9 protein-coding genes and 1 pseudogene are annotated in these 13,900 nt (G+C 64.4%); 1 reads left to right on the top strand and 9 read right to left on the bottom strand.

Features of this window, described 5'->3' with window-relative positions; genetic code table 11:
* Nucleotides 1–4,930, bottom strand: a 4,930-nt coding sequence (locus AYR66_RS12130; protein WP_170942303.1) for a beta strand repeat-containing protein, incomplete at its 3' end; no start/stop codon positions are given.
* Between the two features lie 223 nt (nt 4,931–5,153).
* On the opposite strand from AYR66_RS12130, the gene AYR66_RS28865 reads away from it, so the two are divergent.
* The gene (locus tag AYR66_RS28865) at nt 5,154–6,104 is read left to right on the top strand and encodes a hypothetical protein (protein WP_088707686.1); all 951 of its coding nucleotides are present in this window, start codon (nt 5,154–5,156) and stop codon (nt 6,102–6,104) included.
* Nucleotides 6,105–6,161: 57 nt separating this feature from the next.
* Here the strand turns inward: AYR66_RS28865 and AYR66_RS12120 are convergent, their stop codons facing one another.
* From AYR66_RS12120 to AYR66_RS12090, 8 genes and pseudogenes are all read right to left on the bottom strand, one after another.
* Nucleotides 6,162–6,983 carry a cytochrome c biogenesis protein gene (locus AYR66_RS12120; protein ID WP_088707685.1) on the bottom strand — a complete coding sequence of 274 codons (822 nt, stop codon included), beginning with the start codon at nt 6,981–6,983 and terminating at the stop codon, nt 6,162–6,164.
* 18 nt (nt 6,984–7,001) lie between these two features.
* Nucleotides 7,002–7,940, bottom strand: a complete 939-nt coding sequence (locus AYR66_RS12115) for a formylglycine-generating enzyme family protein (RefSeq protein WP_170942129.1) — start codon at nt 7,938–7,940, stop codon at nt 7,002–7,004.
* 14 nt (nt 7,941–7,954) lie between these two features.
* The gene (locus AYR66_RS12110; RefSeq protein ID WP_170942128.1) at nt 7,955–8,770 is read right to left on the bottom strand and encodes a formylglycine-generating enzyme family protein; all 816 of its coding nucleotides are present in this window, start codon (nt 8,768–8,770) and stop codon (nt 7,955–7,957) included.
* Between the two features lie 8 nt (nt 8,771–8,778).
* Nucleotides 8,779–9,597, bottom strand: a complete 819-nt coding sequence (locus AYR66_RS28860) for a tetratricopeptide repeat protein (RefSeq protein ID WP_170942127.1) — start codon at nt 9,595–9,597, stop codon at nt 8,779–8,781.
* Nucleotides 9,598–9,599: 2 nt separating this feature from the next.
* On the bottom strand, nt 9,600–10,544 hold the full coding sequence (locus AYR66_RS12105; RefSeq protein WP_170942126.1) for a formylglycine-generating enzyme family protein: 945 nt from the start codon (nt 10,542–10,544) through the stop codon (nt 9,600–9,602).
* Between the two features lie 2 nt (nt 10,545–10,546).
* A complete protein-coding gene (locus AYR66_RS12100; RefSeq protein ID WP_170942125.1) occupies nt 10,547–11,356 on the bottom strand; it encodes a formylglycine-generating enzyme family protein in 810 nt (269 codons plus the stop codon).
* Nucleotides 11,350–12,336: a cytochrome c biogenesis ResB family protein gene (locus AYR66_RS28360; RefSeq protein ID WP_141104067.1), complete on the bottom strand. Its 987-nt coding sequence runs from the start codon at nt 12,334–12,336 to the stop codon at nt 11,350–11,352. The genes AYR66_RS12100 and AYR66_RS28360 overlap by 7 nt, the downstream gene beginning before the upstream one ends.
* A 9-nt stretch (nt 12,337–12,345) precedes the next feature.
* A pseudogene (locus AYR66_RS12090) lies at nt 12,346–13,900 on the bottom strand (hypothetical protein); the annotation flags it as partial.

Genomic DNA, 13,900 nt, shown 5'->3' with positions numbered 1-13,900 from the left:
TGGTCCCCGCCGATGGGATGTTGCCGGCGGTTTCGAGTTCCACCGACAGTCGGAAGGTGCCGAAGTTCGCACCGGTGCCCTTGGTCTCGATCAGGTAGTCGCCGGTGGTGGTCGGCGACCAGCGTGCGACAAAGTCGGTGCCGGGCGAGTAGCTGCCCATGCCGGACTGGACCACATTCGACAGGTCGCGGATCGATCCGATCGTGGCATCGCTCAGCGTGCCGGCGCCGCCGGTAACCATCATGCGGAACACATAACTCTGGTTGGCGATGAGGTTGACCCGGTAATAGTCGACGTCGGCGGTGTCGTCGATCGAGCCGGTGACGGTGTTGCCCAGTGCGATCGTCGCGGCGCTGGTCGCCGTGGTGCCGGCTTCGGTTTCCACAGACAGGCGATAGGTGCCGCTGATCGCGCCGTTGCCTTTTGCCTCGATGTAGTAGTTGCCGCTCGTGGAAGGCGCCCAGCGGTAGGTAAAGTCGGCGGTAGACGATTCGCTGCCGGCCGCCGTCTGGACCACGTCGGAGCCGTTGCGCAACTGCACGATCGTGTCGGTCAGCGTGCCGACGCCGCCGGTCACGATCATCTTGAACAGGTAGCTGGACGTATTGTCCAGGTTGACCCGGTAGTAGTCGATGTCGGTGGTATCGTCAATCGCACTGTCGATGGTCTGGCCGACCGCGATGGAACCCGCGGCGGTGACGGTCTGGCCCGGCTCGGTTTCCGCGATCAGGCGGTAGGTGCCGTTGTTCGTGCCCAGGCCCTTGGCCACGATGTAGTAGTCGCCGCTGGTGGTCGGCGTCCAGCGGTAGAACGAGTCCGCCGTGGTCGCGATGTTGGCCTGCGCCGTTTCGAGGCCGTTGGAGCCGTTGCGCAGTTCCAGCACCGTGTCGGTCAGCGTGCCGGCGCCGTTGGTGACGAGCATCTTGAACAGGTAGCCGGAGGTGTTGGGCAGGTTGATGCGGTAGTAGTCGATGTCGGCGTTGTCGTCGATCGCGCTGTCGACCGTGTCGCCGACGGCCATGGTTCCTGCGCTGGTGACCGACTGGCCCGGCTCGGCGACCGCGACGAGCTGGTACGTGCCGCTGTTCGTGCCCAGGCCCTTGGCCACGATGTAGTAGTCGCCGCTGGTGGTCGGCGTCCAGCGGTAGAACGAGTCCGCCGTGGTCGCGGTATTGGCCAGTGCCGTCTCGAGGCCATTGGAGCCGTTGCGCAGTTCCAGCACGGTGTCGGTCAGCGTGCCGACACCGTTGGTCACGAGCATCTTGAACAGGTAGCCGGAGGTGTTGGGCAGGTTGATGCGGTAGTAGTCGGTATCGGCGAGGTCGTCGATCTCGGCGTTCAAGGTATCGCCGACCGCCATGGCGAGGGCATTGGTCGTCGCGCTGCCGGCTTCGATGTCCGCAAACACCTTGTAGGTGCCGTTGTTCGTGCCCAGGCCCTTGGCTTCTATGAAGAAGTCCGCGCTTGAGGTCGCCACCCAGCGGTAGCTGTAGTCCGCCGTCGTGGAAATGCTGCCGGTGGCGGTCTGCGCGACGTCGGATCCATTGCGCAGGCCGACCACCGTGTCGCTGAGCGTGCCGAGGCCGTTGGCCACCAGCATCTTGAACACATAGCTGTAGCCGGATGTCAGGGCGACGCGGTAGTAGTCGACGTCGGCGTTGTCCTCGATGGCGCCGTCGAGGGTTTCTCCCAGCTCAATGGAGCCGGATGTGACGATCGTATTGCCCGGCTCGATATCCGCGATGAGTTCGAAGGTGCCGTTGTTGGTGCCGAGGCCCTTGGTCTCGATGTAGTAGTCGGTGGTGGCCGCCGGAACCCAGCGGGCAAAGGCGTCCGCGGTTGCGGTGTTGATGACGACGCCGGCCTGGGAGACATTCGACGAATTGCGGATGCTCGCGATGACCGCGTCGGTGAGCGTGCTCGTGCCGTCGGTGACGATCATCTTGAACACATAGCTCTTCGTGCTGTCCAGATTGACCTTGTAGTAGTCGATGTCGGCATTGTCGTCGATGCTGCCATCCACCGTTTTGCCGATGGGAAGCGCAAAGGAAGACGCCACCGTATTGCCGGGCTCCTGCGCGACGCTGAGGTAATAGGTACCCATCGTCGAGGTGCCGCTCTGCGCGGTGATGTAATACACGCCATTGGCGGTCGGAATGATACGGGCCACCGAGTCGCGCAGCACGGCGCTGTCGACCGCGGTGCCGTTCGTTCCCGCAATGATGGTCGCGGTGTCCGTTGCGGCGCGGATGCCGTTGATGTACGGGTTGTCCAGCGTGCCCAGCGCGCTGTCGACGCCCATCATCTTGACCACATAACTGAGGTTGGCGTTCAGCGTCACGCCATACCAGTCGATGTCGGTGGTGTCGTCGATGGTGCCGTTGATTTCGCCGGGCACCGGCAGCGTCCACGACGAGAGCGCGGTATTGCCGGGTTCGGTCTCGACGCTGAGCAGGTAGCTGCCGGTCACGGTGCCGTTGGCCTGGGCGGTGATGTAGTGGACGCCGGCGGTCGCCGGAATGAGCCTGACCAGCGAGTCGCGCGTGTCGACGTCGTTGACGGAGGTGCCGGCAATGACCACACCGGTATTCGACGAATGGCGGATGCCGTTGATGTACGGGTCGACCAGTGTGCCATTGTCGCTGTCGAAGCCGCGCATCTTGATCAGGTAGCTGGTGTTGGTGTTCAGCGTGACCTTGATCCAGTCGACGTCGCTCGGATCCTCGATGAAGCCGTAGTAGGAGCCGGGGATGGGATCGATGACGACTTGCGTCGCGGTCGAGGCCGGAACTTCCTTGTCCACGTCCAGCATGAAGGTGCCCTCGGTGCCGTTGCCGCCGGTGTCCAGGTAGTACATGCCGGCCGTGGTGGTGGTCAGCTTCACCCAGGCGTCGGTGCCGACCGCTTTCGCATCGGTCAGCGCCGTCGTCGACAGCAGTGTGCCGGCGCTGTCGTACACGCCGCTGATGTGCGGATCGGGCAGGTCGCCGTAGCGGCTGAAGTAGCCGCGCATCTTGAAGTAGTAGACGGTGCTCGCCTCCAGCGAGACACCGTAGCGGTCGACGTCGCCGACGAAATCGATCGTGCCTTCTTCCGACGTGCCTGCAGTAAAGGTTTTCGATGTCGGAGTGGTGGCGCCGATATAGTCGGTGGTAACGGACAGCTTCATCGTGCCGGTAAAGCGGTCATAGCCGTCAGTGGCGACGTAGTACCTGCCGCTGGTGGTCGGCGTGAACGCCAGCCTCGCGTTGCGCAGTTCGCCGACGTCGTCGACAAAGGTGTTCGGAATGAGCGTACCGGTGCTGTCGTAGAGGCCGAGCAGGACCGGGTCGTAGAGCGTGCCGCGTTTGGTCGGCGCACCCTGCAGCCGCACCACGTAGTTGGTGCCCGCGACCAGGTCGATGCCGTACCAGTCGTTGTCCGCGGTGTCCTCGATGGTCACCAGGACGTTGTCGTTCGGATTGATGATCGGTGCGCCGGTTACTTGCTGGACGACGTCGCCAGGCATTTCCGTGACGCTCAGGCGGTAGGTGCCGATGTAGCCGGCATAACCTTCGGCCGCAATGTAATACACGCCCGAAGCCGTGGGGCGGAACATCAGGGACGCCTCGTTGCCGTCGTTGTCGTCCGAGAAGGTGCCGCTGATGAGCACGCCGCTGGAATTGTAGATGCCCGAAATGATCGGGTCTTCCAGCGTGCCGTTCCCCGATTGCCGGCCCTGCATCTTGATCGCGTAGGTGGTGTTGGCCACCAGCGTCACCTTGTACCAGTCGGTGTCCGTGGCGCCGCCGATGTCGCCGTCGACATACCCGCCCACGGGGACCGTGTAGGTCGATGCGGTGCTGGCCGGCACGTCGGCTGTGATCGACGCGGCCGTCAGGGTATAGGTGCCCTCGTAGAGGGAATAGGTGTCGATGAAGTAGGTTCCGCTCTGCGTCGGCGTGAAGATGGTGCTCGTTGACGCGCTTGCGGGGCCGAGCACCGGCGACGCATAGCTGACCACGTAGGTGCCGGCCGAATTCACGATGCCGTGGATGCCCGGCATGTTGTTGTAGTTCGTGCCCGACATCGTGAACTGGTAGGTGGTGCCGGCCGTGAGTATGACCGCATACCAGTCGTGGTCGTAGGGCTGTTCGATCTGCACCGTCGCGCTGCCGCCGACGGCGATCGTGGCGGGGGTGCTCGTATTGCTGGTAACGTCGCTGCCGGCGGCGGACAGATCCAGCGTGTAGGTGCCGGTGTAGGTGCTCCAGCCGTCGGCCGCGATGTAGTAATTGCCGTTGGACGGCGCGACGAATTTGATCGACGCGTCGCGCGTATCGGTATCGTCGACGTAGGTGTTGCCGATGTAATTGCCGTTGCTGTCGTAGATGCCGGCGATCGCCGGATCCGGCAGCGTGCCGCCACCGCTCGTCAGGCCGCGCAGGCGGATGGAATAGGTCGTGCCGCCGACCAGCGCGACGCGGAACCAGTCGGTGTCGGTCGCATTGTCGATGGTCCCGGTGACCGACCCGCCGACGGCAACCGTTGCTGTCGTTGCCGTGGTCGCCAGCACGCTGTCCGTGCCGCCGGAGCTATTGGTGACCGAAATGCCATAGGTGCCGACGGTGAAGCGGTCGCCGGTGACCGTAATCGTGTAGTTCGTCGCCGCCCCTGCCGGCGTGGTGAAGGTGAACATCGAATCGCGGCCGTACGGGCCGGCGATCAGGCCATCATTGTTGAACCCGACGAAGGTGCCCGTGGATGTGCCACGGAAGACGCCTTCGATATACGGATCGCCGAGCGTATAGCCGCCGTTGCCATAGCCGAACGCGCGGATCGTGTACGTGGTGGCGCCGGCAAGGGAAACAGTCCAGTTCTCCTGGTTGGTCGCCGGATCGGTACTGGTGATGGAGCCGCTGAGGGTCTGGTTGACGAGGATTGTTGGCATTTGCGCCGCCTTGGGTTTTCTGGTGTTTTACAGAGGCGCACGCCTCCACTCTCCAAGCCAGCATGCATGACAGAAATGAATATTTCCTTGAGCGAGAGCAATTATTTCCGTATTGGCACAAGACCCTTCCGCCCCGGCAAAAATTGACTGAGGTCAATGAAGGCCGGATGCACGCTCAACTAGTATGTACGCGGTATATGAGCGGCATCGGAAAAGGATCTTCATGAAACTGAATTCAATCGCGGCAGCGGCCGCTATCGCTTTGCTGGTCGCCGGTTGCGGTGGAGGCGTCGGCGGCGGGGGCAGCAGCAGCGGCACGAATGGCGGCAGCACCGGCGGAAGCAGCACCGGAGGAAGCAGCAGCGGCGGCACCAGCCAGCCCGATCCGGTCACCGACGGACCGATCACCATTACACCGGTTGTCGCGGGCGTCGCCACTTATTCGGGCGCGCGCGGTTTCTACCGGATCTCCCGCGTCGGCAGCGACTTCCAGGTTGCCCATACGCGCCTGACCGACGTGTCGCGCGTCAGCGGCGCGCAGTTCATCCGCTTCACGGACATCACGGTCAACCTGGGCGTCGGCGACAAGGCGGTTGCGCTCAATCCCGCCACGCTGAAGTCGCTGATCGAGGTCTACATGGCGCTCCTCAGGCGGGTGCCGGACGCGGACAGCATCAGCGCGGCGATCGATCAGCTGAATGGCGGACAAACACTGACGCAGATTGCGGACAGACTCTATGCGCAGGCGATCCTCGAACCGGCACTGACCGGCTTCAACGCCGGCTTGCTGAATTCGGAATTCGTGATCGCCGTGTACAAGGAGGTGTTCGGCTTGACCGGAGCGACGGCGCCGGCGGCGGCCGATATCGATTCATGGAGCAGCCGGATCGACAAGGGCGGCATGTCGCGGGGGGCGCTGATTGTTGCGATGCTGTCCGCCGCGCGCGCGGGCTACCCCGGCCTCTCGTCGCCCGAGGTGATCGGATTGCTCGACAACCGGGCCGATGCCGGGGATTACGTCGCCGTCCAGCAGGGGATCAGCTACAACGCCGCGGACGAGTCGGTGAACCGCAGGACGGCCATTGCGGCGGCGGTGACATCGACTGACAAGACGGTGGCGCAGTCGATGCTCGGGTTTGCGGATACGCTCAACCTGAAGGTGGCAGGGAAGTGACACGTAGGGTGGGTTTCGCGTCGCTCTACCCACCCTGCATTCTCTATTGGCGAAGGATTACACCATCCCCTTGTGCATGTTCGTCGTCACGAACGGAATGCCGAAGAAGGTAAAGAACGCAATGCACCAGGTCGCCACGATCATGCCGGCATTGACCGCCGGTCCGGTGCGGAACGACGCCCGCAGGTGCAGCATCAGCCCGATGGTCAGCCAGGTGACCAGCGACCACACCTCGAGCGGATCCCACGACCAGTAGCGGCCCCACGCATCCTGCGCCCAGATCGCCCCCGCAACGACGCCCAGCGTATCGAAAATCAGCGCCAGCGCCATGCAGCGGTAGGCGGTGCGGTCAAGCGCCATGTCCTGCGGCATGCGCGCCAGCCGTTCCTGGCCGATGCCCGCATTCCTCAGCAGCACCACGGCGGCAAGGCCCAGCGCAACAAAAGCCGAGCCGAGGAACAGCTTGATGAAGCCGATGTGGATGACCAGCCAGATGGTGTCGTAGGTCGGCGGCATCGACGATTCGGCGGCCGGGATCAGCATCATCCACGCCATCAGCATGATCACGACCGGCATCACGAACGCGACGAAGGCGCGCATTTTCGGCAACAGGTGGTAAGCAATCACTACCGCCACCATCAGCCCCCAGATGTTGGCTGACAGCTTTTCGAAGTCGTTGACCACCGGGATGTGCCCAAGGCGCTCCCAGCGGATGCCGAGCGCCACCGTGTGCAGCGCCGTGCTGGCCGCCAGGATCGCGAACAGCGAGCGCTCGGGCGTCTTGCGGAACACGACGCCGAAGATGGCGACGACGCACGCGATCGAATAGCCGATCAGCGCGATCCAGTGGGTAAGGCATTCAACTTTCAGTAAATCCACGACACATATCCTTTATTGTCATTGCCGCGTGATGACGGCGGTGCCTTTTGCCAGGTGCTCGCGCACCGTGGCGGTATCGAGGCCGAAGCGCACGCCGTTGCAGCGGAACGCGTCGTCCGGCAGGAAGTAGACACGCGAGGCGACGCGGATACCATCATCCTGCGCGCCCCAGCGGCCGCCCTTGAGCAGTTTCCAGGGGCCGTCGTTGCCGGGGTCGACAACGTCGGGCGCATTGATCGATCCCTTTGCCGGAAGCGGATTACGCGCGCCATCCTTCAGGTTTCTGTCGTCGTCGGCGTTGTACCAGTCGGCGACGAACTCGCGCACATTGCCCGACATGTTGTACACGCCATACGGCGACAAGCCCTTGCGGAAACTGTCCACCGGCCAGGTAAAGCAGGCGCTCTCCATGTTGTAGCCGGCGTAGGTCTCGTCCGGGAAGTCGTCGCCCCAGGGATACATGCGATGGTCGGGGCCGCGTGCCGCCTTTTCCCATTCCGCCTCGGTCAGCAGGCGGAAACCCATCCAGCGCGACCAGCGGTCGGCCAGGTACCAGGTCATGTGCGTGGCGGGCAGCTTCTCGTCCGGCCTCAGTTCGACATACTTGCCATCGGCGCCGCGTTGCGCGGAGCAGCTGACGTTGTGGCCCGAATACGCTTCAGACTTGCCTTCGTCCGAATTGAGGTAGCGCACCAGGTCGCGTGCCCGCGCCTCGTACTTGGCGATGTAATAGCTGTCCAGCCACACCTTGACGTCACCGCCTCCATAGTTGTCGAGGAAGCTCCACTCCACACCATCGGGCGTGATGCCGCCGGTCTTGTAGAACCAGCCTTCGGGAATCAGGATGAATTCCACGTTGTTGATGGTGACTTCCTGCGGCAGTGGCGCAGCGGCGCGTGCGATCGCAACGGTCATCGCCATGGCGGCGCCGGCTATCCATTTGCTCCATGTCGTCATGCTTGCTCCCATGCTTATTTCCTGTCCGCTTCCCGCACCACGCGCAATCCGGTCACCCACGACGGATCGCCGGGCACACCGAACAGGCGCGCGCCGCAACGCGTGTTCCACCATTCGCTCTTGAAGCTGCCGCCGCGCAGCACATAACGCTCGCCGCCCTGCGTCACTTTCGGGTTGTGCCTCGCGTGTTGCGCATAGCCGTTTTCGAGATAGGTGTCTTGCACCCACTCGAGCACATTACCGAGCATGTCGTGCAAGCCCCATGCATTCGGCGCCAGTGTCGCCACGTCGCGCGTGTCGGCGCTGCCGTGTGTCGTGGTGTCGTACCATGCGATGGGTGCCAGCACCTTGCGCGCGTCCTCCAGCGTCTGCGGCAGCGGTTCCTCGGATGCACCGGCGCGGCACGCGTATTCCCATTCCGCCTCGGTCGGCAGCCGGAAGCGCTTGCCGCCGCCCTGCGCATTGAGGCGTTCGATGAAGCGCAGCGCATCCTCGCGCGTGACATGCGTGGCCGGGCGCTGCGGCAGCTCGACGTTCGCGGCGGAACCCTGCATCACCTTCTGCCATTGCGCGCGCGTGACTTCCAGCTTGCCCATCCAGAAGCCGTCCACGCATACCTCGTGGCGCGGCGCTTCGTTGGGCATCGGCGGCAACGGCTTTTCGCCGCGCACGAATTTGTTCGGTGCGTCGGTGCCCATCTGGAAGCAGCCCTTGCCGATCCGCACGAACTCGATGCCGCTGCCCGGGTCGCGCCACGTGTCCGCCTGTTGCGCCATTGCGGGTGCGCAGCACAGCAGCGCCAGCACGGCGCCGATACCGGTTGTTTTCATCTGTGTCCTCATGGCTTGAACATCGGGAATCTGTCCTGGTGCTTGATTTCGTATTGCATCGAGCCGTCCGGCTGCTTCGTGCCCGGGATCGGCATCTTGATGCCGACGCCTCGGCCGTCGCGTTTGAGTTCCGCTTCGGTGAAGCCGGGCGGAATGCCCTTGGTTGGCCCCCAGTCGCCGCGGCCCAGTTTCGCTTCCCATTCCCAGATCGCCGACCGCGCTTGCGCGATCTTCAGCTTGTTGAAATCCGCATTGGGCTGCACATGCAGGTAATTGCGCATGCCGCCGACCGCCGCCTCCAGGTCGCCGAGCGCTTCCGAGGCGGTCGCAAAGCCGAAGTAGGCATCGGCCAGCAGCACGTCCTTGTCGATCGCCGCGCCATAGAAGTCGCGCGCCGTCTCGAAATCCTTCTTGCCTTCCAGCGCGCGGCCCATCAGCAGGTAAGCCTTGGGGTTCGTCTTCAGCGTTGCATGCGCGGCATGCAGTTCGCGGATCGCATCGTCGTATTTCTTTGCGCGGATCTGCGCTTCGGCGTTCTTCATTGCCTTTTGCGCCTGTGCCGCTTCCGGATCGCGCGGCTCGGGCTCCTCGCGCGGGGCTTCCGGCGGCACCGTTTCCTGCACGGTGCGCACGTCGGCCTTTGACGGCGCCAGCTCGGACAGTTGCGCCTGCTTTGCGGTTTTGCGCGGCGCTTGCCTCACGCCGTTGTCCGGCATCAGCTGAATGGCAAAACCGAGCAGCGCCGTTCCGGCCACGGCAATCGCCAGCGCGCGCATGCGATGGTCGCGTCGTCCGCGTGTGTTTTCAGGGAAAAGTCTGGCCAGCATGTTCATTGCCTCGTGACGACCGCGGTGCGGTTATTGATGTGCTTGCGCGCGGTGTCCGCGTCCAGCGCAAAGCGCACTCCATCCCGGGTGCTCGATGCATGCGGTTCCACCAGCCTGCGCACTGCGACCGTGCTTGCTACGGCTTCCATGCTCCAGCGGCCGCCCTTGGTGATCTTCGATGGAAGGGCGTAGGGGACCTCCGAGCCTTCGGCAGCCAGCGGCGGATTGCGCACGCCGTCGCGGATGGCTTCATCGAAGCTGCGGTTGTACCAGTCCGCCACGTACTCGCCGGCATTGCCCGCCATGTGGTGAATCCCGTAGGGCGAGCGGCCCCTGGCATAACTGTCGACCGGCGCCGGGTCGCATGCGGACGTCCATTCCACCACCGCGCGGGTATCGTCCGGATAGGTGTCGCCCCAGGGCCAGAAGCGCTTGTCGGATCCACGTGCGGCCTTTTCCCACTCCGCTTCCGTCGGCAGGCGAAAGCCCATCCACCGCGCGAATTCGTCGGCCACCGTCCATGACAGGCTGGTTGCCGGCAGGTTGCGGCCAGGCTCGGCCTCAACGTAGCGGCCTGCCTTGCGGATCACGGTGCAGTCTTCGCCGGCCCTTGCGTCTTCTTCACGCATGAGCTTGATCCAGGCGGCAAAGCCGTCCTGCGCCTCCTTCGATAGCGCGCCGGCTTCCAGGAAGCGCGCCAGGTCGCTTGCACGCGCTTCGTATTTGCCGATGTAATAGGCATCCAGCCAGACCTTGGCGTGGCGATAGCGCTTCCTGTCGTCGGTGTGGTCGGCGACATCGAGCGCGAACACGCTGTACCAGAACCAGCCTTCCGGAATCAGCACGAATTCCACGCCGTTGACCGTGATCTCGCGCGGCAGCGGTTCCGCCGCGCGGGCCGCCGGCAGGACGAACAACAGCGCAAGGATGGCCAGGAGCGCGCGCATGATCATTTCGTCCGCACCAGCCGCAGGCCGATCTGGCCCATCGCTTCATTCGCCGGATAGGAGGCGCGTTTGCCGCAGCGTACGTGCAGGAAGTCGCTGCGATGGCTCGCTCCCCGGATCACGCGCTCGCCATCCGCGGCGTCCTTCGACACCGGGTTGTACAGCGCATGCCGTGCATACGCATCGGCACGGTAGCCGTCTTCCACCCATTCCCACACATTTCCCAGCATGTCGTACAGGCCCCAGGCATTGGCCTTGCGCTTGCCGACCTCGCGCGGCTCCGGTGCGCGCTGCAGGCTGTACCAGGCGACGTCGCGGATGTCGGTGCGGCGAACGGGCAGGTTGTCCTTTTTCTCGCCGGCGCGGCACGCATATTCCCACTCGGCCTCGGTCGGCAGGCGGAACCGGTAGCGCGCACCCGACTGCTCCGCCAGTTGTGTCAGGCGCGCGGCAAACGCCTGCGCCGCATGCCAGGTCATGCCGGAAGCCGGCGCGGCGCCGCTGCCCTGGGGCGGCGCTTCACCCATCACGCGCTCCCAGTCGCTGGCGCGCACCTCATGCTCGCCGATCAGGAAGGCATCGACGCACGCCTCATGCCGCGGCTGCTCGTCCGCTTCCAGCTTGCCCTTGAAACCTGCATGCTCCCACGGCGCGATATCCATCGGCTTGACCGGTCCGCGCGTGCCCATCTGGAAGCAGCCCTTCGGCACCGCGATGAAGCGCATGCCGGTGACCGGTTCGGTCCAGGCGGTCGGCATGGCGTGCGCCTGGGTGACGAACAGCGCGGCAAGCATGAGGATGCGGGCTACCATATGCGCCGCCAATAGAACCGGATCAGGCTGGCGATGCCCAGCAGCACGGTCGCCATGATCCATGGCTGCGTCGGGTCATAGGAAATCTGGTAACCCATCCAGGAATCCAGCTGCACATACGTCAGCGTGCCCTCCGGCAGCACCGCCTTGTCGCCGGGACGCAGCTCATGGCGCGTGTCGCGGATCTTCAAGGTCAGTGTGTGCGGCAGGTCCTTCGTGCCGTGCAGGGCCTTCCGTGCATCGGGCGTTTCGAAGTCGAGTATTGCGCGGGCCTGGATGCCGCCGGGCAGTTCCCATTTCACCGAAGGCGAGATCGTGTCGACGGGCATGTCGTTCAACTGCACCGTGCCGTAGATGCCATCGCGCGGTTCCTTGCCGTCCGCCGGCTGCCAGTGGAACAGCGGCGAAAAGCCGCGGTTCCTGGTCGTGTAGATGCGGTAGCCCTGGAGGATCAGCGGGCGGTCGTCGCCGATTTCGCCGGATTGCCACGCGCCCTGTTCATCCTGCCAGCGCACGCGGTTATAGGTCGCCCGGTAGGTGCCGCGACGGAAATAGTCCTCGTTGAACCCGTCGTTCGCAAAATGAAGCGCGCGGAACCGGTCGCCATGCAGCAGGCCGCTCTTCTCGGACAGCATCACGCCTTCGAACGCAGTGCCGGAACTGAGCGTCGCCACGCCTTCCATGTACGTCAGCCGCGCCAGTCCGACCAGGGCCACCAGTGCCACCAGGCACAGGTGGAACAGCAGCAGCGGCAGGTCGGCGCGGAAGCGTGCGCTGGCGAAGATCGCCGCGCAGATGTTCGCGACCAGCAGGATGAACGGCGCGAGCATCAGTTCCGTCGCCGGCATTTTTTCCAGCGCGATGGCCAGCGACGCGCCGGCGGTGAGCAGGAAAAACAGCACCGTGAGCTTGCGCGACGCCAGCAGGTATACCAGCGGCGGCAAGTTCGGGACTACGGCGGATGTCGTTCGTGCTGTCATCGCAATACGTCAGCAATTGGTCATGCCGTTGCCGCAGTTCGTTTCGCCCCAGCTGCCGCTGCGCGCCCAGGTGCTCACCCGCAGGCGTGCGTCGTTGTAGTACGGCGGCCGCCTGACCGCGCCATAACCGCTGAAGCTGGTGCAGTTGTTCGTCGCGCCGCCTTCGGTGCCGACGCAAAGCATGTTGACGAGGAAGGCCTTGTTCTTCCATCCGTGCGGCACGGCGACGTGGCAGTTCATGCAGATCATGATGCTGTCGCCCATGTCGCCGCTCGGGTTGTGGGTACCGAAGCCGCTGCTGTTGGTCGGCACGTGGCAGTTGCCGCAGATGTAGGTGCCGTTGGTGATGTTGCCGCGGTTGGCGGTACGGTCCCATTTTCCCTTGAGCAGGAAGTTCAGGTCCGAGCCGTGCGGTCCCTGCGTCTGCGTCAGGTCCGGGCCGAGCGGGCTCATCTTCCACGAGGTTTTCTGTCCGTGGCAGTCGGAGCAGTACATGGTCTGCGTGCCGATGTTGGCGACGAACGGCCCGAGCAGGTTGATCGCGCCGGTGGCGTTCATCTTGCGTTCCGCGCGGTCGCGTCCCGTCGGCCACATCACCGGATGCCAGGAACGGTGGTTGTAGCGCGTCGCTGAACTGGCCGCGCCCTGGTTCGGGTAGGAACCGTTCGGCTCGCAATCGCTGCCGTTGCAGGCCGTGCCCTTGTTGGATGTGCCGTTGGCGTACTCGCCCTGGTCGGTGCCGGTCGACGGCGGGTCGGTCGCGCGCACCGAACCGAATTCCGATGCCACGTTGGTATAGCGCGACAGGTAGTTGCGGTTCGCCGCCGCGCCGCCGGTGCCGCCGAGCGTGTTGCCCAGCGCCGGGAAGGCGTCGAGGTCGTCCGAGTTCGCGTAGTTGGAATGGCACTTGAAGCAGAGCTGGTACTCGCGCGTCAGGTAGGTCTTGTTACGGTCGGTCGAGGTGTTCAGGCCCGGATCGCCCTTCTTGACGGTGAAGGACAGCGGCAGCTGCGGCCAGGTGGACGAGGTGTTGCCGAACACCGGCTCCACGCCCCAGGCGCCGCGCAGCACGCCCGACGCCACGTTGCCGTCCGCGCCTTTCATCGCCACGGTGCCGCCCGGCGTGTGTGTGCGCAGCGAACCGTCGCCGGTCGCGGCGGACGTGCCGTAGAACTTGTTGGCGCGGCGCACGCGGTGCGGGTTGTGGCAGTCGGTGCACTCGACGTGGCGGTATTCGGGATTGTTCTTGCCGAGCAATTCAGGCGACTCGGTGAAGTCGGAGTCGACGATATCGTGCACTTCACGCTTGTTGCGCAGCTGCTCCTTGGTCGAGATCGGCATGCGCACCAGGCGTTCGAATTCCGACTTGACGTTGGGCACCATGCCGGTCGCCTCGGCGATGACGCGCGTGCCGCTCAACGGGTTGTCGTGGCACTGGTAACAGGTATTCTCGATGGCCGACACGGTATCGGGCGGCGTGATCGGCGAGCCGATGCGGAAGCTGCCGGCACCCGACCCGCCCAGCGGGGTTTCGACGCCTTCGCGCAGCAGGCGGCGCGAGCCC

The sequence above is a fragment of the Noviherbaspirillum denitrificans genome (assembly GCF_002211445.1).
GTDB lineage: Bacteria > Pseudomonadota > Gammaproteobacteria > Burkholderiales > Burkholderiaceae_D > Noviherbaspirillum > Noviherbaspirillum denitrificans.
Note: the sequence above shows the minus strand (reverse complement) of the source record. Positions and strands in the feature narration are given on the sequence as shown.

What these genes read in the sequence shown, in the direction of transcription:
- AYR66_RS28865 (WP_088707686.1), top strand. Translation starts at nt 5,154, where the DNA reads ATGAAACTGAATTCAATCGCGGCAGCGGCCGCTATCGCTTTGCTGGTC.
- AYR66_RS12105 (WP_170942126.1), bottom strand. Translation starts at nt 10,544, where the DNA reads ATGCGCGCGCTCCTGGCCATCCTTGCGCTGTTGTTCGTCCTGCCGGCG.
- AYR66_RS28360 (WP_141104067.1), bottom strand. Translation starts at nt 12,336, where the DNA reads ATGACAGCACGAACGACATCCGCCGTAGTCCCGAACTTGCCGCCGCTG.
- AYR66_RS12110 (WP_170942128.1), bottom strand. Translation starts at nt 8,770, where the DNA reads ATGAAAACAACCGGTATCGGCGCCGTGCTGGCGCTGCTGTGCTGCGCA.
- AYR66_RS12115 (WP_170942129.1), bottom strand. Translation starts at nt 7,940, where the DNA reads ATGACGACATGGAGCAAATGGATAGCCGGCGCCGCCATGGCGATGACC.
- AYR66_RS12100 (WP_170942125.1), bottom strand. Translation starts at nt 11,356, where the DNA reads ATGGTAGCCCGCATCCTCATGCTTGCCGCGCTGTTCGTCACCCAGGCG.
- AYR66_RS28860 (WP_170942127.1), bottom strand. Translation starts at nt 9,597, where the DNA reads ATGCTGGCCAGACTTTTCCCTGAAAACACACGCGGACGACGCGACCAT.